This is a genomic window from Stackebrandtia albiflava (assembly GCF_007994225.1).
Taxonomy (GTDB): domain Bacteria; phylum Actinomycetota; class Actinomycetes; order Mycobacteriales; family Micromonosporaceae; genus Stackebrandtia; species Stackebrandtia albiflava.
This window is the reverse complement of sequence record NZ_VLLL01000005.1, coordinates 1,253,297-1,277,702: the sequence shown is the minus strand read 5'-3', so window position 1 is coordinate 1,277,702 and position 24,406 is coordinate 1,253,297. Positions and strand designations below refer to the sequence as shown.

Annotated in this window: 27 protein-coding genes; 21 read left to right on the top strand and 6 right to left on the bottom strand. The window is 70.6% G+C overall.

Annotated elements, in window-relative coordinates:
* Positions 1-170: 170 nt before the first annotated feature.
* Positions 171-608 (top strand): hypothetical protein, encoded by a 438-nt coding sequence (locus LX16_RS06735; protein WP_147134694.1) that lies wholly within the window; start codon positions 171-173, stop codon positions 606-608.
* Positions 605-2,170: a multicopper oxidase family protein gene (locus tag LX16_RS06730; protein ID WP_147134691.1), complete on the top strand. Its 1,566-nt coding sequence runs from the start codon at positions 605-607 to the stop codon at positions 2,168-2,170. Before LX16_RS06735 ends, LX16_RS06730 begins: the two co-directional genes overlap by 4 nt.
* 63 nt (positions 2,171-2,233) lie before the next feature.
* On the opposite strand, the gene LX16_RS06725 is transcribed toward LX16_RS06730, so the two are convergent.
* The 3 genes from LX16_RS06725 to LX16_RS06715 all read right to left on the bottom strand — a co-directional run bounded on the left by LX16_RS06725 (position 2,234) and on the right by LX16_RS06715 (position 4,581).
* Positions 2,234-2,437: a CsbD family protein gene (locus LX16_RS06725; protein WP_147134688.1), complete on the bottom strand. Its 204-nt coding sequence runs from the start codon at positions 2,435-2,437 to the stop codon at positions 2,234-2,236.
* A 57-nt stretch (positions 2,438-2,494) separates the two neighbouring features.
* Complete coding sequence (locus tag LX16_RS06720) at positions 2,495-3,301, bottom strand: DUF6042 family protein (RefSeq protein WP_147134685.1); 807 nt, start codon at positions 3,299-3,301, stop codon at positions 2,495-2,497.
* A 314-nt stretch (positions 3,302-3,615) separates the two neighbouring features.
* Positions 3,616-4,581, bottom strand: coding sequence for a quinone oxidoreductase family protein (locus LX16_RS06715; protein ID WP_147134682.1), 966 nt, complete (start codon positions 4,579-4,581; stop codon positions 3,616-3,618).
* Between the two features lie 382 nt (positions 4,582-4,963).
* On the opposite strand from LX16_RS06715, the gene LX16_RS06710 reads away from it, so the two are divergent.
* The 17 genes from LX16_RS06710 (at position 4,964) to ptsP (ending at position 19,847) form a co-directional block, all read left to right on the top strand.
* Positions 4,964-6,478: a sodium-dependent transporter gene (locus LX16_RS06710; RefSeq protein ID WP_147134678.1), complete on the top strand. Its 1,515-nt coding sequence runs from the start codon at positions 4,964-4,966 to the stop codon at positions 6,476-6,478.
* 1 nt (position 6,479) lies between these two features.
* On the top strand, positions 6,480-6,674 hold the full coding sequence (locus LX16_RS06705; protein WP_147134674.1) for a MetS family NSS transporter small subunit: 195 nt from the start codon (positions 6,480-6,482) through the stop codon (positions 6,672-6,674).
* Positions 6,675-6,737: 63 nt separating this feature from the next.
* Entirely contained in the window at positions 6,738-7,037 is a 300-nt protein-coding gene (locus tag LX16_RS06700; RefSeq protein ID WP_147134671.1) for a YciI family protein, read from the top strand.
* Positions 7,038-7,173: 136 nt separating this feature from the next.
* Positions 7,174-8,337: a DUF5925 domain-containing protein gene (locus tag LX16_RS06695; RefSeq protein ID WP_147134668.1), complete on the top strand. Its 1,164-nt coding sequence runs from the start codon at positions 7,174-7,176 to the stop codon at positions 8,335-8,337.
* A gap of 315 nt (positions 8,338-8,652) precedes the next feature.
* Positions 8,653-9,093, top strand: a complete 441-nt coding sequence (locus LX16_RS06690) for a hypothetical protein (RefSeq protein WP_147134665.1) — start codon at positions 8,653-8,655, stop codon at positions 9,091-9,093.
* Positions 9,090-10,856, top strand: coding sequence for a hypothetical protein (locus LX16_RS06685; RefSeq protein WP_147134662.1), 1,767 nt, complete (start codon positions 9,090-9,092; stop codon positions 10,854-10,856). The genes LX16_RS06690 and LX16_RS06685 overlap by 4 nt, the downstream gene beginning before the upstream one ends.
* 81 nt (positions 10,857-10,937) lie before the next feature.
* Positions 10,938-11,462: a hypothetical protein gene (locus LX16_RS06680; protein WP_244615695.1), complete on the top strand. Its 525-nt coding sequence runs from the start codon at positions 10,938-10,940 to the stop codon at positions 11,460-11,462.
* Between the two features lie 22 nt (positions 11,463-11,484).
* The gene (locus LX16_RS06675; protein WP_147134656.1) at positions 11,485-11,904 is read left to right on the top strand and encodes a hypothetical protein; all 420 of its coding nucleotides are present in this window, start codon (positions 11,485-11,487) and stop codon (positions 11,902-11,904) included.
* Positions 11,905-11,913: 9 nt separating this feature from the next.
* On the top strand, positions 11,914-12,963 hold the full coding sequence (locus tag LX16_RS06670; RefSeq protein ID WP_147134653.1) for a hypothetical protein: 1,050 nt from the start codon (positions 11,914-11,916) through the stop codon (positions 12,961-12,963).
* Positions 12,964-13,231: 268 nt separating this feature from the next.
* Positions 13,232-13,993 (top strand): DeoR/GlpR family DNA-binding transcription regulator, encoded by a 762-nt coding sequence (locus LX16_RS06665; RefSeq protein WP_147134650.1) that lies wholly within the window; start codon positions 13,232-13,234, stop codon positions 13,991-13,993.
* A complete protein-coding gene (locus LX16_RS06660; RefSeq protein ID WP_147134646.1) occupies positions 13,990-14,940 on the top strand; it encodes a 1-phosphofructokinase family hexose kinase in 951 nt (316 codons plus the stop codon). Before LX16_RS06665 ends, LX16_RS06660 begins: the two co-directional genes overlap by 4 nt.
* Positions 14,941-14,981: 41 nt before the next feature.
* Positions 14,982-16,127, top strand: a complete 1,146-nt coding sequence (locus LX16_RS06655) for a PTS transporter subunit EIIC (protein ID WP_147134643.1) — start codon at positions 14,982-14,984, stop codon at positions 16,125-16,127.
* Positions 16,128-16,146: 19 nt separating this feature from the next.
* Positions 16,147-16,452: a PTS lactose transporter subunit IIB gene (locus LX16_RS06650; protein WP_147134640.1), complete on the top strand. Its 306-nt coding sequence runs from the start codon at positions 16,147-16,149 to the stop codon at positions 16,450-16,452.
* Positions 16,445-16,897, top strand: a complete 453-nt coding sequence (locus LX16_RS06645; RefSeq protein ID WP_147134637.1) for a PTS mannitol transporter subunit IIA — start codon at positions 16,445-16,447, stop codon at positions 16,895-16,897. The genes LX16_RS06650 and LX16_RS06645 overlap by 8 nt, the downstream gene beginning before the upstream one ends.
* Complete coding sequence (locus LX16_RS06640; protein ID WP_147134634.1) at positions 16,894-17,934, top strand: zinc-dependent dehydrogenase; 1,041 nt, start codon at positions 16,894-16,896, stop codon at positions 17,932-17,934. The genes LX16_RS06645 and LX16_RS06640 overlap by 4 nt, the downstream gene beginning before the upstream one ends.
* A 31-nt stretch (positions 17,935-17,965) precedes the next feature.
* Positions 17,966-18,247 (top strand): HPr family phosphocarrier protein, encoded by a 282-nt coding sequence (locus LX16_RS06635; protein ID WP_147134631.1) that lies wholly within the window; start codon positions 17,966-17,968, stop codon positions 18,245-18,247.
* Complete coding sequence (ptsP, locus tag LX16_RS06630) at positions 18,240-19,847, top strand: phosphoenolpyruvate--protein phosphotransferase (protein WP_147134628.1); 1,608 nt, start codon at positions 18,240-18,242, stop codon at positions 19,845-19,847. The genes LX16_RS06635 and ptsP overlap by 8 nt, the downstream gene beginning before the upstream one ends.
* 182 nt (positions 19,848-20,029) lie before the next feature.
* On the opposite strand, the gene ligD is transcribed toward ptsP, so the two are convergent.
* A complete protein-coding gene (gene ligD, locus LX16_RS06625; RefSeq protein ID WP_211354317.1) occupies positions 20,030-20,977 on the bottom strand; it encodes a non-homologous end-joining DNA ligase in 948 nt (315 codons plus the stop codon).
* An 87-nt stretch (positions 20,978-21,064) separates the two neighbouring features.
* Here ligD and ku point away from each other — a divergent pair, with 87 nt between their 5' ends.
* Together ku and LX16_RS06615 are read left to right on the top strand one after the other, a co-directional pair.
* The gene (ku, locus tag LX16_RS06620; RefSeq protein ID WP_147134626.1) at positions 21,065-21,985 is read left to right on the top strand and encodes a non-homologous end joining protein Ku; all 921 of its coding nucleotides are present in this window, start codon (positions 21,065-21,067) and stop codon (positions 21,983-21,985) included.
* Positions 21,985-22,740 carry a VOC family protein gene (locus LX16_RS06615; protein ID WP_147134623.1) on the top strand — a complete coding sequence of 252 codons (756 nt, stop codon included), beginning with the start codon at positions 21,985-21,987 and terminating at the stop codon, positions 22,738-22,740. The genes ku and LX16_RS06615 overlap by 1 nt, the downstream gene beginning before the upstream one ends.
* 70 nt (positions 22,741-22,810) lie before the next feature.
* Here LX16_RS06615 and LX16_RS06610 read toward each other — a convergent pair whose 3' ends face one another.
* Both LX16_RS06610 and LX16_RS06605 read right to left on the bottom strand, forming a co-directional pair.
* Positions 22,811-24,064 (bottom strand): RNA polymerase sigma factor, encoded by a 1,254-nt coding sequence (locus LX16_RS06610; protein ID WP_147134620.1) that lies wholly within the window; start codon positions 24,062-24,064, stop codon positions 22,811-22,813.
* Entirely contained in the window at positions 24,064-24,390 is a 327-nt protein-coding gene (locus LX16_RS06605; RefSeq protein WP_147134618.1) for a YciI family protein, read from the bottom strand. Before LX16_RS06605 ends, LX16_RS06610 begins: the two co-directional genes overlap by 1 nt.
* Positions 24,391-24,406 lie beyond the last annotated feature (16 nt).

Here is a 24,406-nt window from a genome sequence, read left to right as displayed (position 1 = left end):
CACACCATCCCGGTGGACGAGCGGTGCCTACTTCCGGGGGAGTACGACCCGGGTTCCGACCGGTGGTCACCCACTCCCCGGGAGGTACCGCGAAATGTCTTCTGCGGACCGACGCCGGCCCGGCCTCGCGCGGGAAGGATTCAGCGAGCCGTCGGAGATTCGGAGGATTGATGAGCACCACCACCACACCGGTGCCGGAGACGGTCGGCGACCCGCCGACGATACCCGGATGGATCACCTGGACGCTGCGCGTTCTCGCCTTCCCGTTGGCGGCCTCGGCGATCGTCCAGCCGATCGTCGCGGGCCTGTTCGTCACGGGTGACGTCGCCATGCTCCTTGTACACGCACTGGTCGCCGTGTTCATGGCGCTGGCGTCGTTGTCGCTCGTCGTCGCCGCGGTCCTGTACTGGCGGCCCGGACGCGGTTCCGGCCGACTCGTGCTGCGCGCCGGGATCCTCTTCCTGCTCGTCGCCGCGCAGGCCGTCCTGGGCGCGTTCCGGATCCTCGAACTGCACTTCCCGCTGGCGTTCGTGGTCGCCGCCGCCGCCGTCGCGTTCGCACGGTGGTCGGTGTCGCCCGCCGCACGGCGAGCGGAGGCCGGCCGATGACGACGGGACACCGGTGGAGCCGCCGTCGCGTGCTGACGATGGGCGCGCTGGGAGTGGCGGCGGTCGCGGGCGGCGGGGCGCTGGCGGGCTGCAACCTCATCACCCCCGAACAGGCCGGACGCCTGTTGCGCAGCGACCTCCCACTCCCTGAACGGTTCACGACGCCGTTGCGGATCCCCCCGGTCGCCACGCCGGTGGCTCCCGGCCGTTACCTGATGGCCCAGCGGGAGGCCGAGCTGGAGATCGTCCCCGGCACCCGGACGAGGGTGTGGGGGTACGACGGGGTCTTCCCCGGCCCGACGTTCGACGTGCGCCGGGGCGAACCGATCGCGGTGGAGGTCCGCAACGAACTGCCCGCCCCCACCTCGACCCACCTGCACGGTGGCGTTACCCCGGCGGAGTCCGACGGTTACCCCACCGACCTGATCGTGGCGACGGCTCACGCGGACGCCTTCACACCCGGCGCGCACTCCCACATGGCCGTGGCCGCCGATCAGTGGCGGCTCCACGACGGAGGCCGCGAGTACGAGTATCCGCTGGACCAGCCCGCAGCGGGCCTGTGGTACCACGACCACCGGATGGACTTCACCGCGCCGCAGGTGTGGCGGGGCCTGGCGGGGATGTTCCTGATCCGGGACGAGGAGGAGGACCGGCTCGGGCTGCCCTCGGGTGAGCGTGAGCTCCCGATGATGATCTGCGACCGTGCGTTCGACGCCGACGGGGACTTCAAGTACCCGGCCGTCGACGACTCCCTGTTGGCCGAACCGGGCGTGACCGGGGACTTCCACCAGGGTGTGGAGGGCGACGTCGCACTGGTGAACGGCACCCCGTGGCCGGTCGTGTCGGTGGACACCGGGACCTACCGGCTGAGACTGGTGAACGCCTCCAACGCCCGGCGCTACCGGCTCGAACGCGACGACGGCGGCGACTTCGTGCAGATCGGCAGCGATCAGGGTCTACTGGCACGGCCGCAACGCCTGAAGACCCTCACCATGTCCCCCGGCGAGCGGTTCGACGTGCTGGTCGACTTCGGCGGCCACCGGGTGGGCGACCGGGTGGTGCTGCGGAACCTGCTCGGGACCGGGGAGATGGCCGAGCTGCTTCGCTTCGACGTCGATCGCGGCGGCGGAACCGGTTACACGGTCCCCGACCGGCTCGCCGACCCCGTCGAGATCAGCGCCGAGGACTCGGTCGCGGAGCGGGAATTCGCGTTCGCGTTGACGAACCACTCCCACGGACAGATGTGGACCATCAACGGGCGGCCGTTCGATCCGGCGGACTCGTTGGCATCCCCGGAACTGAACACCGTGGAGAGGTGGACCTTCACCTCGGACTTCCATCACCCGGTCCACCTGCACCTGGCGCACTTCCGGGTGCTGACCCGTAACGGCAAACCGCCCGTGCCGGAGGACGCCGGGTGGAAGGACACCGTAGACCTGCGGCCCTACGAGTTCGTCGAGGTGGCGGTGCGGTTCACCGGACATCGCGGCCGGTACATGATGCACTGCCACAACCTGGAACACGAGGACATGGCGATGATGGCGAACTTCGACGTCGTCTGAGCACGATGACGGCCCGCCCGGCGTCTGGGCCGGGCGGGCCGTCGCGCTGTGGTGATCGACCGGTCAGCGGTCCATCGGGTTGTCGCGCTTGTCGTCGCGCAGTCCCTTGACGGTCCCCTCCACGCTGCGCTTGACCTCGTCGGCCTTGTCCTTGACGGTCCCCTTGGCGTTCTGGGTCTTGCCCTCGGCCTCAAGCTTCTCGTTGCCGGTGAGCTTGCCCGCCATCTCCTTGGCCTTGCCGATCAGTTTGTCCTGTTTCTCCGACATCAGTTACTCACCTCCGACAGCGGTTTACCCCGCCCCGGGACGTCCGAAACCGGCAGGTCACGCCCGGTCGAGCCAGTCCTCTCCGGGGTGGGTGAGTTCCCAGACGGTGCCATAGGTAGCAGCAAGCGCTTGCCAGTTCGGGACGAGCTGGAACTCCTCCGGCCCCTCCAGCCGCTCGGGATCGGCGGTGCGGTCGGCGCCCTGCGGAAAGGAGGTCATCACCCGCATCATGGGTCGCCCCAGGTGCCCGCCGAACCGCGTGTCGTTCAGGAACGCCAGGCTGTGCCTCACCGTCTCGGGCGGCTCGCAGATCAGATCGGCCAACTCGTCGACGCTCGTACGCACCCGCTCCGGGCATCCGACGTCCCGCAGCACCTCCACGATCACCGCGGCCGGTTCGGACCACAACAGGTGCTGCCGCCGGGCGTCCTCCACCTGCCGCTGCCTCGGCGTCATCGGAAGCACCTCGGTCGGCAGCGGCAACGCCATCGGCACGCGCCACCGCGGCGGATCGGGGTCGAAGCGGTACAGCCCGAGGTCCCTCCCCGCCCAGGCCGTCTGCCGGGCGGTCTGCGGGTACACCAGCGTCGCCTTGTCGAACAACCGCGCCAACCGACGGCGGTCCGACCAACTGCGGCGGTGTTCGATGCGCGCGTCCAGACCGGAGAAGAACTCCGGACCGAACGCCACCGGATCGACCTCGGAGTACCAGTCCACCAGGGTGTCGAGGTCACCGGTCACGTCGTTCGCGGTGGCCTCACAGAACATCCGCCACAGCAGTGCGCCCTCCCAGGGGAGGAACCGGCACCATCCGGTGTGGTCCCAGTCCATCAGCCTGGTCCAGTGCTCCTCGTTGTACGACATCGCCGTGCTCCTGACTGCGCCGGCCCGGACGTCGCACCAGGTCGATCCGGAGCCACAGGCCCGCGCGCACACTCAGCTCGAATTGTTCGGGTCCTCGGCCGACGGCGGGCGGGCGGCATGGTGGTCCGGAATCGCCAGGCGGGGTGTCGGTGCGCCGTGCCGCCGGGCGGTCCCGGAACGCCGCCGTGGTGCCGGACCGGCGGACCCGCCGGGGCCGTGAGGAAGCTGCACGGCCACAACCTATCCACAAGGACGGACTCCCACGACGCACAAGGTGTGCGTTTCAAGTATTCATTCAGTCGTGCCACACCGGCTCAGGGCAGCAAGAGCAGCTTGCCGGTCGTCCGGCGTTCCTCCAGGTCCCGGTGCGCCCGAGCCGCGTCCGGCAGTTCGTACTCCGCGCCGATCCGCACCGACAACGTCCCGTCCGCCACCAGCGCGAACAGTTCGCCGCTGCGGGAACGGAACTCCTCGGTGGTGGCGACGTAGTCACCGCTGGTCGGACGGGTCAGGAACAGCGAACCGTGCCGGGCCAGGACCTGCGGGTCGATCGGCGGCACCGGCCCACTCGACTGCCCGAACAGCGCCAGCAGACCACGGCGGGACAACGCCGCCAAGCTGCCCTCGTAGGTGTCGGCACCCACACCGTCGTACACCACGTCGACACCCCGGCCGTCGGTCAGGTCGCGTACCCGTTCGGCAAAGCCCGCGTACTCCAGCACCTCGTCGGCTCCCGCGTCGCGCGCCAGTTCCGCCTTCTCGGGAGTGGACACCGTGGCGGCGACCCAGCCCCCGCGATGCTTCACCAGCTGGGTCAACAGGAGGCCGACGCCGCCCGCCGCGGCGTGGATGAGAACCCGGTCGCCGGGCCGGACCTCGTGGGTGGAATGGCTCAGGTAGTGGGCGGTGACACCCTGGAGTAGGACCGCGGCGGCCAACCGGGCGGTCACGCCCTGCGGAACCCGGATCAGGGCGTCGGCGGGGGCCACCACCTGGTCGGCGTAGCTGCCCATCACCTGGAACCAGGCCACCAGGTCCCCCACCGCCAGGTCGGTGACGTCCTCACCGACCTCGGCGACGGTCCCGGCGCCCTCCAGACCCGGGGTGAACGGAGTGTCCACGGGGTACCGTCCGGTGCGGTGGTAGACGTCGATGAAGTTGACGCCGCACGCGGAGACGTCCACCAGGACCTCGCCCGGCCCCGGTCGTCTCGGCGAGACCTGTCGTACGCGCATGGCGTCCGGCCCGCCGGGTGTGTCGATGACGATGGCCCTCAACATGTCCTCCTAGTCGGCGGTGCCGCGGCTCGGCACCTCCGCCCAAGAGTGGCACGCCGGCGCACGGAGCACGATGAACCCCGCCCACCCGGGCGGCGCGTCCCGGAAGGACGCCGGGGTTCTCGGTACGTACCGGGAGTACGCCGGAAACGTTGAACCGATCCGGCCACTCGGCGGTTGACCGGTCACCGAACCGACCGGCGGCGCCCCCGTTCCGGCATCTGCGCATGGCCAAACTTCTATACTTAACAATTCCGATTCAAGAGTGTTTACAACTTCCCCATAACCCGGCTAGCGTCGCAGATCACACGCGGGAGGTCACCCGAGACGCCCCGTGTACGACCGACACGGCAGCGGGCGTCCGCAATGGACTTGAGGTGGGAAGTTGTCGCAACCCAGAGAGCACTGGGGAACCCGGGCCGGCTTCATCCTGGCCGCCGTGGGCTCCATGATCGGCCTAGGAGACATCTGGCGTTTCCCCTACGAGGCGTACGCCCACGGCGGCGGCGCCTTCCTCATCCCGTACCTGGTGGCCCTGCTCACCGCCGGAATCCCGCTGCTCATCATGGAGTTCTCGCTCGGCCACCGAAGCCGCGGCTCCGCACCCGCCGCGTTCCGGTCACTGCACCGCGCCGCCACACCGATCGGCTGGTGGCAGGTCGCCGTCTGCTTCGTCATCGCGATCTACTACGCCGTCATCATCGCCTGGGCCGTGCGCTACCTCGGCTTCTCCATCAGCCTGCAGTGGGGCGGCGACCCCGAGACCTTCCTGTTCGACGAGTTCCTGAACGTCGCCGAGACCCCCGGAGGAATCTCGGAGACCAACACCGGGGTGATGTGGCCGCTGATCGGGGTGTGGGTGATCACCCTCGCCATCCTGGCCCTCGGTGTCCGCCGGGGCATCGAGGCCGCCAACAAGATCTTCGTCCCCACACTGATCGTGCTGTTCAGCATCCTGGTGGTGCGCGCCCTGTTCCTGGAGGGCGCCTGGACCGGCCTGGAGGCGCTGTTCCGGCCGGACTGGAGTGCCATCCTGCGCGCCGACGTGTGGCTGGCGGCCTACGTCCAGGTGTTCTTCTCACTGTCGGTGGGATTCGGGATCATGATCACCTACGCGTCGTACCTGCGCCGCCGCGCCGACATGACGGGGTCGGCGCTCGTCGCGGCGTTCAGCAACAGCGCGTTCGAGATCCTGGCGGGCATCGGCGTCTTCGCCGCGTTGGGGTTCATCGCGGTCAGCTCCGGAGTACCGGTGCGATACGCGGCGGACCAGGGCATCGGCCTGACGTTCGTGGCGTTTCCCAAGATCATCTCCACACTGCCCGCGGGCGCGCACCTGTTCGGGGCGGCCTTCTTCGTCTCGCTGGTGTTGGCGGGCCTCACCTCACTGATCAGCATCGTGCAGGTGGTCGTCGCGGCCGTCCAGGACCGCACCGACATGCGCCGCGTCCCGGCGGTGCTGACGGTCGGCGGCGTCATCGCCACCGTGTCGGTCCTGTTGTTCCCGACCGATCAGGGGCTGTACTACCTCGACGTGATGGACCACTTCATCAACCAGTACGGGGTCGCCGCCGCCTCGCTGGCGTCCATCGTGGTGGTGGCGTGGCTGCTGCGGCGGCTGTCCACACTGCGCGATCACGCCAACCTGACCTCGGCGTTGCGGGTCGGCAGGGCGTGGACGATCCTGCTGGCGGTCGTCACACCGGTCGTACTGGGGTGGCTCAGCGTCGAATCCGTCATCACCGAACTGACCGAGCCGTACGGCGGCTACCCGGCCGGCTTCGTCGCGGCCCTGGGCTGGGGCGTCGCCGGCACCGCGCTCGCCCTCGGGGTGCTGGTGTCACTGGTCCCGTGGCGGGAGCGGGAGACGGCCTTCATCGACTACCGGAGGGAGGGGTGAGATGTCCATCGGCGGAGTCACCATGCTGGTGATATCGATCCTCGTCATGTGGGGCGGCCTCGCCGTCACCGTCGTCGTCCTGGCACGGCACCGGGAACGACGCGAGATGCCGGTGACCGGCCCGGGCCGCGAGTCGCGACCCGGAGCGGGTCCGGACGTCCGGCGGCACGCCGCACCCCCGCGGTGGCGCGACTGACGGCGCGACTCGGGAGCCGCCTATCCTGACCGCGACACGGTCCGCCACGACGAGAGGCGAGTGATGAGGTTCCTGGTGATCGGCCGCGACGGCACCGACCCCGAGGCCCCCGACCGCAGGGCCGCCGCCCGGCAGGCGCACCTGGCCGCCGGGTCCCGGCTAGCCGAAGAGGGGGTACTCGTACATGGCGGGGCGCTCGTCGACGACGACGGCCGCATGACCGGCTCGATGCTGCTGCTCGACCTGCCCGATCGCGCCGCCCTCGACGCGTGGCTGGCGGAGGAGCCCTACGTCACCGGTGACGTGTGGCGGGAGGTCACGGTCGAACGGTTCCAGCCCGGCCCGTGGCACCTTCCGGCCTGACGCGCCCGTCGCGGGGACGCCCCGGCGTGGTCGCCGTCTCCTAAGATGGACCGCGCGTCGGCCCGGCGGTCTCACCGACCGGTCCGGCCGGAAAACCGCTGTACAGTTGCGTGCCCCCGTCGCCATCCTGGAGTAGATGACTTTGATCGAGCAGACCCGCAGAACGGCCCCCGACCAGGTGACTCCACCGACCGGCACGGCCGTCGACCCACTGACGCGTCTGCCGGTGATCTCCAGCCTCAACGACGCCAACACGCCCGCCGACGTCGTCGACGTGCTGGCGTTGGCGGCGTTCGTCGACGGCAGCCAGCCGTGGGCGGTCACCAAACGGATCAACCGGGTCGCGAAGGACGCCACGCTGGTTCCTCCGGAGGCGACGATCCTGCGTTCGGCCGACGACAACGGCACCGTCGCGGTGCTCGCGTGCGGGCCCGACTGGACGTCCCGTTCGGTCCGGTGGACCAACGGTTCCGGCTTCGTCGCGGTGACCGCCGTCAGCGAGGAACTGGCGGGTAGGGTCCTCGCCGAGGCGACCGACGGGGCCGAACAGCCCGAGACCAAGGACGAGAACGCCGTCGACATCGGGTTCTGGTACCAGGGCGGTCACGGGCCTTACCGCAGGGAACGGACGATCGCCACGCCCGCGTGGGACGAGATCAAGCAGAACTACTCCGGTGAGGCGGTGCGGTCACTCGACCGGCTGATGCGGTTCAGCGGGGACGAGGTCTCCGGCCGGCTGGTGTTGCTGCACGGCCCTCCCGGCACCGGTAAGACGACGGCGCTGCGCAGTCTGGCGCGCTGCTGGCGCACCTGGGCCAACATGGACTGCGTCCTGGACCCGGAGGCGTTCTTCAACAGCCCGGCATACCTCATGGAGGTCGTCATGGGCAACGACGGGCCGCAGGTCACCGACGAGGACGAGCCGCGCCGCCGGTGGCGGTTGCTGGTCCTGGAGGACTGCGACGAACTCATCCGCGCGCAGGCGAAGCAGTCGAGCGGTCAGGCGTTGTCGCGCCTGCTCAACCTGACGGACGGCCTGCTCGGCCAGGGCCGCGACGTGCTGGTCGCCATCACGACCAACGAACGGTTGGACCAGCTCCACCCGGCGGTGGTGCGGCCCGGGCGTTGCCTGGCGCAGATCGAGGTGGGTCCGCTGTCGTCGGTGGAGGCGTCCCGCTGGCTGGGTCCGGACCATCCGGTCCACGGTGAGATGACGCTGGCGGAGTTGTACGCCACCCGTAACGGGACCTCACCCGACATCGCGCGGGTCGCCGAACCGGCCTTCGGACAGTACCTCTGACCCACCCGTGAACCGTCGCCGCACGGGCCGACCACGCCCGTCGTGAGCGTCCACATCCGACACGCCCGTCGTCCACCGGACGGCGGGCGTTCCTCATGCCGTCCGGCGCCTCGGCACGCCCGGCGAGGCGGCGGTCCGGAACCGGCGGTGTCGGCGGGGTTGCCATTTCGGCATCGATCATGTTAAATACTGGCAATAACAGACACGTTCGGGCAGATTCGGAAACAGTCGGGCAACGAAGTCCACATCGCAGTCCGCGACCCGCGACATCCCGGACGTGGAACGCACCTCGCAGGCAAGGAGCACAGCGAGACGATGGCGGAACACATGAAGGTCGACGTGGCAGAGGTACGCCGATACGCCGCCCGGTTGTCCGACGCGGCGGCCCGGCTCAAGGCCGACCGACCCGCACTACTGAGCCGACTGGCGATCGGCGCCGGTGAGCGCCCGGTCATCAAGTCCCGGAACGACATCAAGGTGACCCTCGGCGCCGCCCCCTACCAACACTCCGGAAGCCGCGCGGGCGAGCTCGTCGCCGACCGGCTCAAGTCCTGTGGGGACGGTTATCGGGCGGTGGAGGACGGCCTCCGCGCGCTCGGCACCGTCATGGCGAAGATGGCCGCGGCGCTGGAGGACGACGACCGGCTCACCGCCGACGAACTGAACTCCCTCGTCGAGGACCTGCACTGCGTCGTCCTCGTGGTGAACGGCCGGACCCCCGACGCGGTCGACTGGTTCGGAATGGAGCAGACATGACCACCGAGTTCGATCACCTCGACATCGACGCCCTTCTACATCTGAGCCGCACCGACGCCGAGTACGCCGGCGACATGGCCGAGCACGCCCGGGTGTTGCGGGAGATGGGCGGCCGGCTGCAGGACTCCGTGGACCTGATGCGGGGCGTCATGACCACACTGTTCGGCGACTCCGCCCTGGACCCGCAGGCACCCGAGGACGTCGAGTCGGCGGTGTGGACGGGCGAGTCCTCCGGGATGATGCGCACCGAACTGTTGCGGCTGTTCGCGGCGACGGAGTCGGCCCCGGAGGTGTTCGAGGCCAACGCCGCCGCGATGGACGACTTCTCGTCCCGGGTGACGACCACCCTCATATCCATCGACGGGCTTCACGTCAAGGCCAAGGGCGGCCCCGCCCCCGAGGCCGACACCCAGGAGGCGAGACGGATCCTCCAGGACGCCGTCACCGGGTACCTGGAGACGGCCGACGGCCTGCCACAACCGGACTTCTACCCCGGACTCAGGCAGGACGCCCCCGACGAGCCCACCGGCGACTGGACCCGCAGCTACGGAGCACCCGCCCCCACCACACCCATCCTCGAACCCGGCCACGACGGCGCGACTCCCCCGGTCACCGCCGCGCCGCCGGGCACCGACTCCGGACCGCACCTGCAGGGTGGTGTCCCGCAGACCACCGTGCCCGGGCCGGCCCCGGCACCACCACCCGTCCAGGGCACGCCCCTGGCGCCGCCGCCACCGACCACCGTGCCTCCGGTCATCGGGGCACGACCGAACCTCCCCGGACCGGGCGCCCCGACCGCCCCGCCACCACCGCGCGGCGTCCTGCCACCGGTGATCGGCAACCGTCCGCCCGCACCGGTGCCGTCACCCGCCGTTCCACCGCCCGGCCGCACGCTGCCGCCGGTCATCGGCCAACGGCCGGGCACCCCACCGCCATCGACGCCCGCCCCGATACCCCGGCCCGGTCAACCGCTTCCCCCGGTCATCGGCGGTCGCCCCGGCCCCGTCGCGCCGCCTCCGAGCGCGCCGCCCGCCACCCAGCCTCCGCCACCGCGTCCGGGGGTCTGGCCGACGACGGCGGTACGTCCGCCACTGCCCGGTCCGGGCACCGGTGGACACGTTCCCGGCGGATTCCGCCCCATCGGAGTCCCGGCGCCACCGGTCAACACCGGGCAGACCGCACCGCCCGGGGTCGCCCGGCCGGTGCCCGCCGGCACCACCGGCCCGGGCGGGATCCCGGTTCGCCCACCGGTCATCGGACCGTGGAGTGCCCGTGGCGGGAACCGCCGCGGCACGGGCAACCGGTCGGGAACCCAACCGGGCGGGCCGCGCTTCGTGATGCGGGCGACCCGGATCTCCATCACGCCGAAGTTCATGACCCCGACCGGCCAATGGCTGCCCACCCCACCCGCGCGTCCGGTCGTCGGCAGGCCGATGCCCGGCGAGGTGACCATGCGACCCACCGCCTCTCCGACTCCGGCACCGTCGGAGCGGATGCCCGGCCAACGCACCCGACGACGGTCGTGGCGGGGCGAGGCGGTCGCCGAGCGGGCGATCGGACGCGGCTCGTGGCGGCGGCGCAGGCGTGACGCCGACGGCGTCCCGATCGGCGGCAAGGCCGGTCAGGAGGTGTTCGCCGCGGCGGACACGGCCCAGACGGCGCCGGAGCCGGCGAACGAGTCCGACATCGAGTGGTTCGACGACGGGAACGCGGTACGGCCGGTCATCGGCCGCCGCGGTCCCGGTGACCACGGCGGGCGTTGACCGCCGAGGTGGCGGGACGACGTGGTCCCGCCACCACCTGTCCCAATCCGTGACGACGATCCCGAGGTTTTCATGGGCATCATGGCCGACCGCCTGAGTTCGATGGTGGTGGACGTGCGTTCACCGGACGGCCGGATCCGCGCGACGCTGCGGCATCGAGACGAACTGACCCTGTACTTCTCCGGCGACGCCTACCGGCACTACCAGGAACGCACCCTGGAGTACCAGCTCGCCCGGCTGGCCACTCTGATGTGGGTCGACTACCAGCGACAGTACGACGAGGCGGTCGCCGCAGTGGTCGGGCATCCGGTCGAGGAGGACCGGGAGAGCTGGAACGCCAACCGCCGCCGGTTCCGCGAGGAGCAGGCCGAGACCAAGGCCTCGGGCATGTCGCCGGGAAACGTCGTCTACGTCGAGAACGTCGGGATGCGCAACTGGCACGTCGTGGTACGTGACGGCACTGTCGCCCGTGTCCCGGAGGAGGAGTTCGCCGCCGAGTGCGTCGGCGCCTTCCACACCCTGATGCGCGATCACGCGGACAACATGCGGCGCCTCCGCGCCAAACACTACGGGCCGGGTTTCGCCGGCACACACCGGTCGGCATGAGGCCGACGGGAAGGAATACGACATGGCAGTCACCAGAGACGTCACCGGCGGAGACCTGTACTCACTGTGGCGGGTCGCCAACATCACGCTGCCCACGGTGGAGAAGGTCTTCGCGGACCAGTCCAACGTGGTGCACGAGTGTTCGTCGGCCGACGAGGACAAGTTCGGGCGTTGTCATTCGGAGTGGGCCAGGATCTGCCTCTCACTGGAGATAGCACTGTCCTACAACGCGGTGATGTTGAAGAGCGCGAGTGTCGGCCTGACCTTCGCCGTGAGCGAGTTCGCCTTCACCGACGGTGAGACCTCCGCCCAGATCACCTCGGCCGGACAGGAACTCATCGACATCCTGAGCGACCCGAACCTGCACGACCCGGACGACAATCTGACCGGCGACGAACGGCCCGGCCCGCCCTCGGACCCGGACGTTCCCGAAGATCACTAGGAGGTCATCATGGTCGACAACATCACCGACGAGGCGATCCTGGACGCGGCGCACGAACTCCGTCGCAAGGCCATCGAGAAGGCCAAGGACGAACGCGACGACAACCGGCCCTCCGCCTCGATGACCCAGTGGACCGGCCGCGGCCCGGGGCCCTCCGACGAGTACATCGAGGAACAGGCCGAATGGATAGTCGACGCCTTCCGGAAGTACCTGAAGCCCTTCCCGCGCGACTTCGATCCCATAATCGAGAAGATGAAGTCGGTGGAGGCGGCGTTCGGCGAGGAGGACGACTCCTTCGGCAACCCCGACCTCGGGATGATCGAGGTCTCCGCCAACTACCTCGCCCAGTGGGAGGGCGCGCTGGCAATCAGCCTGCGGGAGAACTTCCTCGGGCCGTTCCCGGTCATCGCCGCCAACCACGGCAAACTGGCGTCCTACCTGCGACTCCACATGCAGATGATGAAGTCCATCTACGAGTCGGGCCGTCAGGACGCATTGGACATCGCGGAGAAGGGCCAGGAGGCCATCGACGCGATCACCGACTGCAAGGGTTCCGATCTCAAGATCCTCCTCGCGGTGCTGATCGCGGCGGGAACTCTGATGGGGCCGGTCCTCGGCGCGGCGCAGGCGGCGCTCAGCGCGCAGCTCTTCAACGCCTCGATCATCGCCGGTTCGGTGCTCGGCGGCCCCTTCGTCAAGGAGGGCCCCACCGTCCCGCTCGGCGGCGACACCGTCGAAGAGGTCATGGACAACGTCCGGGAGGCGCTCAACAAGATCGGTGAACGGCTCGCCGAGGAGGAGGGCCATCTGCTGGAGGCCCTGAAGAAGACCCAGGGAGAGGTCTCCGACGTGGTCAGCCTGAACATGGAGGAGGCCACACCGCTGCTGCTCATGCCGCCCAAGATCATCACCGATCCGGGCGACTACACCAAGGGACTGGTCCAGTTCTCCGAAGAGGACGGTCAAGACGGCGGTGGCGGCGGCCGGGGCAGCTACGTCGGCGACGACCCGCCGGACAACTGGGACGGCGCCATCCACGACACCGGTGGCGACTCGTAGCACCCGGCATCGGAGCCGACCGGTCCGGGCCGGGACCGCCGTCGGCGGTCCCGGCCCGGTTCACGTCTCCCTGACGACCTCGCCTGCGGCGAGGCGTTCCACGCCCGACCGGTGAAACCCACACGAACACAGAACCGGGCGACGGTGGGCACTCCTGCGGGAGTACGCCCGCGAAAACCGAGGAAAGCCGATATTCAGATGTTGACACCGGATCGAACCGGGCGTAATCTCACACGAAACCAAATGGAAACGGCGGTGAAACCAACTCATGTACGCGGAGGAACGGCAGCAGGAGATCCTGCGACGGGCACGCACCGACGGCCGCGTCGATGTCATGACGCTGGCCGAGGAGCTGGGTGTCACCGCCGAGACCGTGCGCCGGGATCTCACCGTGCTGGAACGCGCCGGGGTACTGCGGCGCGTCCACGGCGGAGCGATACCGATCGAACGCATCGGCTTCGAACGCGCGGTCGCCACCCGTGACACGGTGCTGACCGCCGAGAAGGAGCGCATCGCCAAGGCGGCCCTCGCCGAGGTACCCGAGGCGGGGGCGATCATCCTCGACGCCGGCACCACGACCGCGCGACTGGCGCAACTGCTGCCGGCCGACCGCGAACTGACCGTCATCGTCAACTCCCCCGCCCTGGCGACCCTGCTGGGTCCCCGTGGCAACCTCACCGTCCTTCTGCTGGGCGGGAGGGTCCGGGGCAAGACACTGGCCACCGTGGACGACTGGGCGCTGCGCCCCCTCGAAGACCTGTACGTCGACGTGGCGTTCATGGGCACCAACGGCTGCACCGCCGAGCGCGGCCTCACCACCCCCGACCAGGCCGAGGCTGCCGTCAAGCGGGCGATGATCGCCGCGGCGCGCCGGGTGGTGCTGCTGACCGACCACACCAAGATCGGGACCGACCACATGGCACGGTTCGGACGACTGTCCGACCTGGACGTCCTGATCACCGACACCGATCTCGATCCGGAGCTGGGCGCCGAACTCGACGCCTCCGGCGTGAGGCTGGTGCAGGCATGATCGTCACCGTCACGCTCAACCCCAGTCTCGACCGGGCCATGGACATCGAGACGCTGCACCGCGGCCGGGTCATCCGCGCCACCGGCACCCACCTGGATCCCGGCGGCAAGGGCGTCAACGTCTCCCGGGCCCTGATCGGCAACGGCATCGCCTCCCGGGCGATCATCCCCAGCGGCGGAGCCGAGGGCGACCAACTCGTCCGACTGCTCGCCGAGGAGGGAGTGGACCTCCGTGCCGTACCGATCGGCGGGAGGACCAGGTCGAACGTCACCCTCGTGGAGGCGGACGGCGTGGTCACCAAGATCAACGAGTCCGGACCCGAGTTGTCGGCCACCGAACTCGACGCCCTCATCGACCACGCGCTGTCGGCCGGCCGGGACGCCCGGTGGCTGGTGCTCTGCGGCCGGATGGCGCCGGGCATGACCACCGCCGACTTCGGGCGGCTGTGCGCACGGCTGACCGCCACCGGTGTTCCACTCGCGGTCGACACCAGCGGACCACCCCTGCTGGCCGCCGCCGAAGCCGGCGCGGCCCTGCTCAAACCCAACCGGCACGAACTGTCCGAGGCGGTGGGCGGTCCGCTGTCCACCGCCGACGACGTACTCGCCGCAGCGCAACGGCTGCGTACCCTGGGCGCCGGCACCGTCCTGGCCAGCCTGGGCTCCCGGGGAGCGGTCCTCGCCGCTCCCGACGGCGCCTGGTTCGGCACCCCTCCCCCCGTTCCGGCGCGTTCCACAGTGGGCGCCGGTGACGCGATGCTGGCGGGATTCCTCGCCGCGGGCGCCGCCGGACCCGAGGCCCTCACCGAGGCCCTCGCCTGGGGTTCGGCCGCCGCCGGACTGCCCGGCAGCCGGATGCCCACTCCGGCCGACCTGCACCGCGACGGCGTCCGGGTGACGCCCATCGGCAGCGCGGCGCCCCACACCCCCGACCGAGTCAGAAGTTAGCCCTCGCGGCCCTCCGCCGCACCCCCGAGGAAGACACTCCCATGTCGAGCGAATACACCCCACCCGTACAAGGCACCGGATTCAAGGCCACCGTGCAACGCATCGGCGGCCACCTCGCGGGCATGGTCATGCCCAACATCGGCGCGTTCATCGCCTGGGGCCTGATCACCGCGCTGTTCATTCCCACCGGCTGGCTCCCCAACGAGGAGTTCGGCGCCCTCGTCGACCCGATGGTGAAGGTCCTGCTGCCCGTCCTCATCGGATACACCGGCGGCCGCCTGGTCCACGGTCAGCGCGGCGCCGTGGTCGGTGCCGTCGCCACCATGGGCATCGTCGTGGGCGCCGACATGCCCATGTTCCTGGGCGCCATGCTCATCGGCCCGCTGGCCGCGTACGTGCTGCGCCTGTTCGACGGCCTCGTCCAGGACCGGGTCCGTCCCGGCTTCGAGATGCTGGTCGACAACATGTCGGCGGGCGTCATCGGCGCGGGTGTGGCACTGCTCGGCAACTGGGGCATCGGCCCGGTCATGCAGGCCATCGCCTCGGCCGCCGAAGCGGGCGCCAACTGGATGATCGAGCACGGCCTGCTGCCGCTGGTGTCGGTGGTCGTGGAACCGGCCAAGGTGCTGTTCCTCAACAACGCCATCAACCACGGCGTGTTCACCCCGATCGGTACCGCGCAGGCCGCCGAGACCGGGCAGTCGATCATGTTCATGATCGAGAGCAACCCCGGCCCCGGGCTGGGACTGCTGATCGCCTTCTGGATGTTCGGTCCCCGCCGGCTGCGCCCCAGCGTCCCCGCCGCCGGGATCATCCACTTCCTGGGCGGAATCCACGAGATCTACTTCCCCTACGTGCTGATGAAGCCCCGGCTGATCCTGGCCGTCATCGCCGGTGGCGCCACCGGGGTGGGCACCTTCCTGATCACCGGCGCCGGCCTGGTCGCCGCACCGTCCCCCGGCAGCATCTTCGCCTACCTTCCGGTCATGACCCCCGGCGGCTGGTGGGGAACCCTGCTGGGCATCGTGCTGGCCACCGCGGCATCGTTCCTGGTGGCGGCGGCCCTGATGGGATTCGGCCGGGTCGCCCGGCGCGAGGAGGCGGCCGAAGCCGCCGCCGCCGAGGCCGAGTCGGCACAGGCGACCGACCACACCGACGACGCGGGTGCCGCACCCGCGCGTTCCTGACCTCGACGAGGAGGACGACATGTCAATCCAGGGCAACGACGTCAAGAAGATCATCGTGGCGTGCGACGCGGGCATGGGCAGCAGCGTGATGCTGGCGAGCCAGCTCCGGCGCCAACTGGCCAAACAGGACGTCACCGTCGCTCACACGCCGGTCAACTCGATCCCGGCCGACGCCGACGTCGTGGTGTGCCACCAGGGTCTGGCCGACCGGGCGAGGAAGAGCGCCCCCGGCAAGACCATCATCCCGGTGCAGGTGTTCATCGGCGACCCGGCCGTCAACCGCCTGATCGCCGCGGTCAAGGGCGGCGGTGCGATCGATGGCTGACCCCGCGGTGTTGCGCCGGCACGCGATCCGGCTGCACGAGACGGCCCCGGACCGGGACTCGGCGATCCGGATCTGCGGAGAGGTGCTGGCCGACGTCGGTGCCGTCTCACCGGCCTACACGGCCGCGATGCTGGAACGTGAACGGTCGATCTCCACCTACGTCGGCGAGGGTGTGGCCATACCCCACGGCACCCTGGCGTCCAAGGAGGACGTCCACGGCGACGCGATCGCCGTGGTCAGGTTCCCGGACGGCGTCGACTGGGACGGGCAACCGGTCCGGGTCTGCGTGCCGATCGCCGCGCGCGGCGACGGCCACGTGGCCCTGCTGTCCGCGCTGGCGGCGATCCTGCTCGACCCCGAGGCCGCCCGGGCGCTACGTGACGCCGAGGACCCCGACGACGTGATCCGGCTACTGGAGCCGGTCGGAAAGGAGACCACCACATGAAGGTCGTGCGATTCCACTCCCCCGGTGACATCCGGATCGAGGCCGCACCGGAACCGGTGCCCGGTCCGGGGGACGTCAAGATCCGCGTCGCCGCGTGTTCCACCTGCGGCACCGACGTGAAGATCTCCCGGTTCGGCCACCACCACATCGTCCCGCCCCGCGTCATGGGACACGAGATCGCCGGTGAGGTCGTCGAGGTCGGCGAACAGGTCACCGGCTTCGGTGTGGGAGACATGGTGCAGGTGATCGCCGCCATCCCCTGCGGCGACTGCGCGGAATGCCGGCGCGGCCGCATGACGGTCTGCCCGAACCAGGAGTCGATGGGCTACCACTACGACGGCGGATTCGCCGAGTACATGGTCGTCCCCGCCAAGGTGCTGGCCGTCGACGGCCTGAACCGGATCCCCGAGGGTCTGTCGGCGGCCGAGGCGTCCGTGGCCGAACCACTCGCCTGTGTCCTCAACGGACAGGAGTTGGCGGGTGTCGGTGAGGGCGACGACGTCGTGGTGATGGGCGCCGGTCCGATCGGTTGCCTCCACGTCCGGCTCGCCCGCGCCCGCGGCGCCGCCCGCGTGTTCCTGGTCGACCTCAGCCGTCACCGCCTCGACCTCGCCGCCGACCTCGTCAAACCCGACGCGGCGATCTGCGGGGCCGAGACCGACATCGTGACCGCCGTGGCCGAACTGACCGAGGGCCGCGGCGCCGACGTGGTGATCACCGCCGCGGCCTCCGGCACCGCGCAGGAACAGGCACTCCGCATCGCCGCGCGAAGCGGCCGGATCAGCTTCTTCGGCGGACTCCCCAAGGACGACCCGACGATCACCTGCGACTCCAACCTCGTGCACTACCGGGAACTGACCATCGTGGGCGCCAACGGTTCCAGCCCCGCCCACAACGCCGCCGCGCTCCGGCTCATCGCCTCCGGCGAGGTGCCGGTCGCGGACCTCATCACGCACCGTCTCCCCCTCGACCGCGCCCTGGAGGCGTTCGACGTCGTCGCGAGGGGCGAGGCGATCAAGGTCACGATCGAACCGTGACGACCGTCCCCCGAAGTGATCAGGAGCAGACATGATCGAAAGGACAGTCCAGGTCGGATCCCCCGGCGGACTCCACGCCCGCCCGGCGGCCCTGTTCGTGGCCGCTGCCGCCGCCGCACCGGTGGAGGTCACCATCCGCACCGCCGACAAACCCGCCGTCCCCGCGCGCAGCATGCTCGCGGTGCTGGCGTTGGGAGCACGCCGGGGGACCGAGGTCACGATCGCCGCCGACGGGCCGGAGGCCGAGGCGGTGGTGGACGACCTGGCCGCGCTCGTCGCCGGTGACCTGGAAGCCGAGACCACCGATGCCTGACCGACTCACCGGAATCGGTGTGAGCCCCGGCCTGGCGGGTGGCCCGGTCTACCGGATGCCGGATCCGGTGACGCTTCCCGCCGCCGCACCGGTCTCCGACGTGGCCGCCGAGCGGAAACGGGCGACGGCGGCCCTGACCCTGGTCGCCGACGACCTGACCCGCCGCGCGGAGGCCGCCGACGGCGCCGCGGGTGACGTGCTGCGGGCGCAGGCGATGATGGCCGCCGACCCGATGCTGTCGTCCGACGTCGCGGCACGGGTGGAGGCGGGAACCGACGCGCCACACGCCATCGACGAGGTCTTCGAGGGGCATCGGGCCGCGTTCGCGGCCGCCGGTGGTGTGCTGGCCGAACGGGTCGCCGACCTGGACGACCTGCGGGCGCGCGCCGTGGCCGCGTGCCTGGGCGTGCCACCGCCGGGCGTTCCGGACCCCGGGGAGCCGTTCGTGCTGGCCGCGGTCGACCTGTCGCCCGCCGACACCGCCGGACTCGATCCGGCGAGGGTGCTGGCGCTGGTGACCGAGCAGGGCGGCCCCACCAGTCACACCGCGATCCTCGCGCGGGCGGCGGGCATTCCGGCCGTGGTGCGTTGCGCGGGCGTGACGGGCGTGGCCGACGGCACCCGGATCACCGTGGACGGTGGGAACGGCGCGGTGGAGGTCGACGTGACGGCCGAGGCGGTGGCGTCGGCCCGGGAGGCCGAGGTCACGCGCCGCGCAGCGCTCTCGACGGTCACCGGACCGGGCCGGACCGCCTGCGGCCACCGGGTGGCGCTGCTGGCCAACATCGGTGCGGCCGGCGACGCCACCGGCGACGCCGAGGGGGTCGGCCTGTTCCGCACCGAGCTGATGTTCCTCGATCGGGCCACGGCCCCGTCGTTCGACGAACAGGTGTCCGGTTACGGCGAGGTGTTCGCGGCCTGGCCCGACATGCCCGTGGTGGTGAGGACCCTGGACGCCGGGGCCGACAAGCCGCTGCCGTTCCTGACGCAGCCGGGAGAACCGAACCCGGCGCTGGGGGTGCGGGGGCTGCGGACCGCACGCCGGGCGCCGCAACTGCTCACCGACCAGCTCCACGCCGTGGCGGCGGCGGCACACACGGCCTCCGCCCGTGTGAAGGTCATGGCGCCCATGGTGTCGACCGTGGCGGAGGCCGTCGAGTTCGCCGAGGCGGCCCGCGCCGCGGGTGTCACCGAGGTCGGGGTGATGGTGGAGGTTCCCGCCGCCGCCTTGCAGGCCGCCCGGCTGCTGGAGGTCGTGGACTTCCTCAGCATCGGCACCAACGACCTCAGCCAGTACACCTTCGCCGCCGACCGGATGGCGGGTGAACTGGCCGACCTGCTCGATCCGTGGCAGCCGGCGCTGCTGGAACTGATCGCGATGTGTGCCCGGGCCGGTACCGCCGCCGGGAAGCCGGTGGGCGTGTGCGGTGAGGCGGCGGCCGACCCCCGGCTGGCTCCCGTGCTGGTCGGCCTCGGCGTCACGAGCCTGTCGATGTCGGCGGCCGCGCTGGCACCGGTGCGGGCGGCGCTGGCCGGTCACACGCTGGCGCGGTGCCGGGAACTGGCGGAGGCGGCACTCCACGGCGCCCCACCCCCCTGAACCGCTTGGTCCCCGCCGGATCGCGCTTGGTCCCCGCAGGATTCGGACAAACAGTCGAATAGAGCGCAAAACGGGCGCCATAGTGGCCGGTTCGCCAACCGGGCGGGGACCAAGGGGGCCGGGGAGCGACCGGGCGGGGACCAAGGGGTCAGAGCGCCGAATCGGATGGGCGGAGCGGGGGGTCAGGCGGTGAAGGCGTTCCGGGTCTGCTCCGGGGTCTTGTCGGGCCGCATCCGCCGGAACCTAGGGAAGCGGAGCCTGCCGTCGTCGGTGACCGTGCCGTAGTCGAGCTCCACGACGACGTCGGGCCGCACCCATGTCGCCCCTCGCCGGTCCTCGGAGGACAGTCCGGTGGCGAACGGCGGGTCGTCGGCCACCAGCGGCCGCAGCGCGGCCAGCAGCCGGGTCTCGTCGGCGACTCCGATACCGCCACCGACGCGTCCCCGGAACCGCAGCCGCCCGTCCGCGCGCTGCTCTCCCACCAGCAGGGCGCCCAGTTCCCGTTTCCGCCGCCGCCAGCCGCCCACCACCAGGTCGACCGTCTTCACGGGTTTCACCTTGATCCAGTCGCGGCTCCTGACGCCCGGCCGGTACGGCGAGTCCCGGCGTTTGGCGACCACTCCCTCCAACGCGTTGTCCATGGCCGCATCGAGGGCGGTCGGGCCGTCGGTCAGATAGCCGGGCGTCTGCCAGGCCGGACCGGACAGTTCCAGGTCCTCCAGGAGTTCGCGCCGGGCCGTGTAGGGCAGGCCCCGCAGGTCGTTCCCGTCGAGCCACAGTAGGTCGAACACGATGTAGGTGGCGGGGACCGCCGTGACCAGGCGGGCGACCTGGGCCGGGTCACCGGTGTGCATGCGCTCGATGATCCGGCCGAAGGAGACCCGTCCGGCGTCGTCGAGGCTGATCAGCTCTCCGTCGAGGACCGCGTCGGGCACCTCCCGGGCCAACCCGTCCAGTTCCGGGAACGCCGTGGTGATCTCGCGCCCGGTACGGCTGGCCAACCGCCACCGTCCGGACGCGGAGCGGCCGACGGCCCGGATGCCGTCCCACTTGTACTCATAGGCCCACGCCGGTCCCACCGGCAACTCACCGGAGACCGCGAGCATGGGCGCGAAGCTGTCGACGGGCACGGGCAGATGCTACGAATCCAGGCGTGACGCCACCCCGAGATCACGACTTCTCGCACTTCGGAGGCCGTGTCGGTGCACCATTTCGATATGCGCGCCATCTGGAACGGCGCTGTGTCGTTCGGACTCGTCTCGATCGCGGTGAAGGCGTATTCCGCGACCGAGGACAAGGACGTGCGGTTCCACCAGGTGCACCGCACCGACGGCGGCAGGGTCCGGTACCGGCGGGTCTGCGAACTCGACGGTCAGGAGGTCGAGTACGGCGACATCGCCAAGGGCTACTCCCTGAAGAACGGCGAGACGATCATCCTGGAGCCGGAGGACTTCGAGAAGCTGCCACTGCCGACGACCCACGTCATCGAGGTCCTGGAGTTCGTGCCCGAGGAGGCGATCGACTCGGTGCGCTACGCCAAGTCGTACTACCTGGAGCCCAGCGCCGCCGCCAAGCCCTACGTGCTGCTGCGTGACGCCCTGACCGACTCCGGCGTCGTGGCCGTGGTCAAGGTGGCCCTGCGGCAACGCGAGCAGTTGGCGACGCTGCGGCGCTATCAGGACGTGCTGGTGTTGAACACGATGATGTGGCCCGACGAGGTCCGGCAGCCGAAGTTCGAGGCGCTGGAACAGGACATCGAGGTGTCCGATCGCGAGCTCGACATGGCCAAGTCGCTGATCGACCAGATGACCTCCGAGGAGTTCGACGACTCGCAGTACCACGACGACTACCGGGAGGCCCTGAACCGGCTCATCGACGCCAAGATCGAGGGCGACGAGTCCCTGGAGGTCCCCGAGGCGGCGCCCAAGGCCGAGGTGATCGACCTGATGTCGGCCCTGCAGGCGAGTGTGAAACGCGCCAAGGCCACCAGGGGCGAACCCGACGAGGACGAGTCCACCGGCCGCACGAAGAAGAAGACCGCGAGGAAGTCGACGAAGAAGACCGCGAAGAAGGCGGCGAAGAAGTCCGCCAAGTCGGGGACCAAGGGCGACGAACGGCCACGGCGAAAGGCCGGCTGATGCCCCGCTTCTACGACGGTGAACCGTGCTGGGTGGAGTTGTACGCCAACGACACCGACGCCGCCGCCGCGTTCTACACGGATCTCTTCGGCTGGCGGACCGAACCGGTCACCGACCGCACCGGGCACTACCGGGCGATCAGTGTCGACGGGGACGAGTTCGGCGGCATCACCTCGCGACTGGCCGGAAACGTACCCGAGTGGCTGCCGTTCTTCAAGGTCGCCGACGTGGGCGCCACGATCGTCGCGGTGACGGCCGCCGGCGGCGCGACCGAGTTCGGGCCGGACCACGCGCCCGGAATGCCGGTCATGGCGTTGTTCCGCGACCCGGCGGGTGCGCGTTTCGGGGTGACGCGCGCGGGTGAGCACGGCGGTGCCCGCTGTTGGCACTCCGACGGGGCACCCAGCCACTTCACGTTGTTGAGCCGGGACCCGGGGCAGCTCGACTTCTACCGGGCGGTGTTCGACTGGCGCAGCGAACCGTTGCGCGCCCGGTCCGCAGACCTGCTGCTGACCGCGGCCAAGTCCGGTGAGTCCTTCGGGAAGCTGCACGTGCTGGGTGAGGCGGTGCCGTACGACGTCCCGATCCGCTGGGTCCACGACTTCCTGGTGGGCGACGTGGACGCCGTGGCGGCGGCCGCCGAACGGCTCGGCGCGTCCCTCGACTACGGGCCCGCGCAGGTGCCCGGCATCGGCCGGATCGCGTTCCTGACCGACCCCGCAGGGGCCGGTTTCGGTGTCGCCACACCGGAGTGAGGCGTCACCGGCGGGCGAGGCCCCGCGACACGCCGGCACGCGGACCGCGCGAATCGCCGGAGGCGACACGTCATCGCGCGCGACCGGCGAGGATGTCGGCCTTCCGGTCGAGGTATCGGCGTTCCGGGATGCTGGTGGTCATCCGGGCCGCCGACCGGTACGACTCGACTGCCGCGTCGGTGTCCCCTGCCATCTCCCACAGGTGGGCGCGTACCGCGTGGAGGCGGTGGCCCCGGGCCATCCGGGGGTCGTCGGCCAGTGGCGCGAGCAGGGCCAGGCCCGCCGCGGGCCCGTGCGCCATCGCCACGGCGATCGCCCGGTTGAGGGTGACCATCGGGTTGTCCTGCAATCCTTCGAGGACCCCGTAGAGTGCCGCGATCTGTTCCCAGTCGGTGGTCTCGGCCGAGTCGGCCTCGTCGTGCAACGCCGCCACGGCGGCCTGCAGCGAGTAGGGTCCCGGTGGTCCGGCGGCGAACGCCTCGGTCACGAGGCCGGTCCCCTCGTCGATCAGTCCCCTGTTCCAGAGTGTCCTGTCCTGTTCGCCGAGTGGGACGAGGTCGCCTCGGGCGTCCACCCGCGCCCCGCGGCGCGCGTCGGTCAGCAGCATGAGTGCCAGCAGCCCGGTCACCTCGCCGTCGCCCGGGAGCAGCCCGCGCAGCATCCGGGTCAGCCGGATCGCCTCCCCGGACAGGTCGGTCCGGGTGAGCGCGTCGCCGCTGGTGGCGGTGTGGCCCTCGTTGAACACCAGGTACAGGACGTGGAGTACGGCGGCCAGCCGTGCCGGGCGGTCGGCCTCGGGCGGCATCCGGAACGGCTGCCCCGATCTCCTGATCCGTTGCTTGGCGCGGCTGATCCGTTGTCCCATCGTGGATTCGGGCACCAGGAACGCCCTGGCGACCTCGCCGGTGGTGAGGCCACCCACCGCGCGCAGCGTCAGCGCGACCTGGGCGTCCACGGTGAGCGCCGGGTGGCAGCACATGTACAGCAGGATCAGCGTGTCGTCGCCGCCGGCCGGCGCATCGGCTCCCGGCGACAGGAACTCCTCGGGCAACACCTGGGCGGCGACGGTGTCCTCCCTGCGCCGGCGCGCCTGCTCGCTACGCAGCAGGTCGGTCATCCGACGGGAGGCGACGGTGATGAGCCAGCCGCGCGGCGAGTCGGGGATCCCCTCGGACGGCCACTGCCGGGAGGCGGCCAGCAGTGCCTCCTGGACGGCGTCCTCGGCGGTGCCGAAGTGGCCGAACCGGCGGGTCAACGCACCGAGCACGTGCGGGGTGTGTTCGCGGAGGAGCCGCTCGACGACGGCGTCCGAGGCGGATTCCATCACACGTCCAGGCTGCCGGTGGTCGTCATGACCGGCCTGACCGCCACGGCGCCGGGCAGCCCACTGACGAGCCGCGCCGCCAGGTGGGTGGCCCGGTCGTAGGATTCACAGTCCACAATGCCGAAAGCTACCAGGCGTCGTCCGGGTTCGTCGAGTTCCCCGTCGCGGGCGAGAACGCCCGCCGCGCCGGTGCTCAACGTGCGGGTGTGGCCACCGTCGGCCAGCTCGACGAGATGTACCAGTTCCCCGGAGGCGGTGAGCCGGTCACGGATCCGGTCGGTCAGTTCCGGCGCGGCCTCGGCGTACGCCAACAGCGCGAATCTCACGGTTCCTCCTCGATCG

Coding starts and splice junctions, on each gene's coding strand:
- LX16_RS06735 (WP_147134694.1), top strand. CDS start 171: ATGAGCACCACCACCACACCGGTGCCGGAGACGGTCGGCGACCCGCCG.
- LX16_RS06730 (WP_147134691.1), top strand. CDS start 605: ATGACGACGGGACACCGGTGGAGCCGCCGTCGCGTGCTGACGATGGGC.
- LX16_RS06725 (WP_147134688.1), bottom strand. CDS start 2,437: ATGTCGGAGAAACAGGACAAACTGATCGGCAAGGCCAAGGAGATGGCG.
- LX16_RS06720 (WP_147134685.1), bottom strand. CDS start 3,301: ATGTCGTACAACGAGGAGCACTGGACCAGGCTGATGGACTGGGACCAC.
- LX16_RS06715 (WP_147134682.1), bottom strand. CDS start 4,581: ATGTTGAGGGCCATCGTCATCGACACACCCGGCGGGCCGGACGCCATG.
- LX16_RS06705 (WP_147134674.1), top strand. CDS start 6,480: ATGTCCATCGGCGGAGTCACCATGCTGGTGATATCGATCCTCGTCATG.
- LX16_RS06700 (WP_147134671.1), top strand. CDS start 6,738: ATGAGGTTCCTGGTGATCGGCCGCGACGGCACCGACCCCGAGGCCCCC.
- LX16_RS06695 (WP_147134668.1), top strand. CDS start 7,174: ATGACTTTGATCGAGCAGACCCGCAGAACGGCCCCCGACCAGGTGACT.
- LX16_RS06690 (WP_147134665.1), top strand. CDS start 8,653: ATGGCGGAACACATGAAGGTCGACGTGGCAGAGGTACGCCGATACGCC.
- LX16_RS06685 (WP_147134662.1), top strand. CDS start 9,090: ATGACCACCGAGTTCGATCACCTCGACATCGACGCCCTTCTACATCTG.
- LX16_RS06680 (WP_244615695.1), top strand. CDS start 10,938: ATGGCCGACCGCCTGAGTTCGATGGTGGTGGACGTGCGTTCACCGGAC.
- LX16_RS06675 (WP_147134656.1), top strand. CDS start 11,485: ATGGCAGTCACCAGAGACGTCACCGGCGGAGACCTGTACTCACTGTGG.
- LX16_RS06670 (WP_147134653.1), top strand. CDS start 11,914: ATGGTCGACAACATCACCGACGAGGCGATCCTGGACGCGGCGCACGAA.
- LX16_RS06665 (WP_147134650.1), top strand. CDS start 13,232: ATGTACGCGGAGGAACGGCAGCAGGAGATCCTGCGACGGGCACGCACC.
- LX16_RS06660 (WP_147134646.1), top strand. CDS start 13,990: ATGATCGTCACCGTCACGCTCAACCCCAGTCTCGACCGGGCCATGGAC.
- LX16_RS06655 (WP_147134643.1), top strand. CDS start 14,982: ATGTCGAGCGAATACACCCCACCCGTACAAGGCACCGGATTCAAGGCC.
- LX16_RS06650 (WP_147134640.1), top strand. CDS start 16,147: ATGTCAATCCAGGGCAACGACGTCAAGAAGATCATCGTGGCGTGCGAC.
- LX16_RS06645 (WP_147134637.1), top strand. CDS start 16,445: ATGGCTGACCCCGCGGTGTTGCGCCGGCACGCGATCCGGCTGCACGAG.
- LX16_RS06640 (WP_147134634.1), top strand. CDS start 16,894: ATGAAGGTCGTGCGATTCCACTCCCCCGGTGACATCCGGATCGAGGCC.
- LX16_RS06635 (WP_147134631.1), top strand. CDS start 17,966: ATGATCGAAAGGACAGTCCAGGTCGGATCCCCCGGCGGACTCCACGCC.
- ptsP (WP_147134628.1), top strand. CDS start 18,240: ATGCCTGACCGACTCACCGGAATCGGTGTGAGCCCCGGCCTGGCGGGT.
- ku (WP_147134626.1), top strand. CDS start 21,065: ATGCGCGCCATCTGGAACGGCGCTGTGTCGTTCGGACTCGTCTCGATC.
- LX16_RS06615 (WP_147134623.1), top strand. CDS start 21,985: ATGCCCCGCTTCTACGACGGTGAACCGTGCTGGGTGGAGTTGTACGCC.
- LX16_RS06610 (WP_147134620.1), bottom strand. CDS start 24,064: ATGGAATCCGCCTCGGACGCCGTCGTCGAGCGGCTCCTCCGCGAACAC.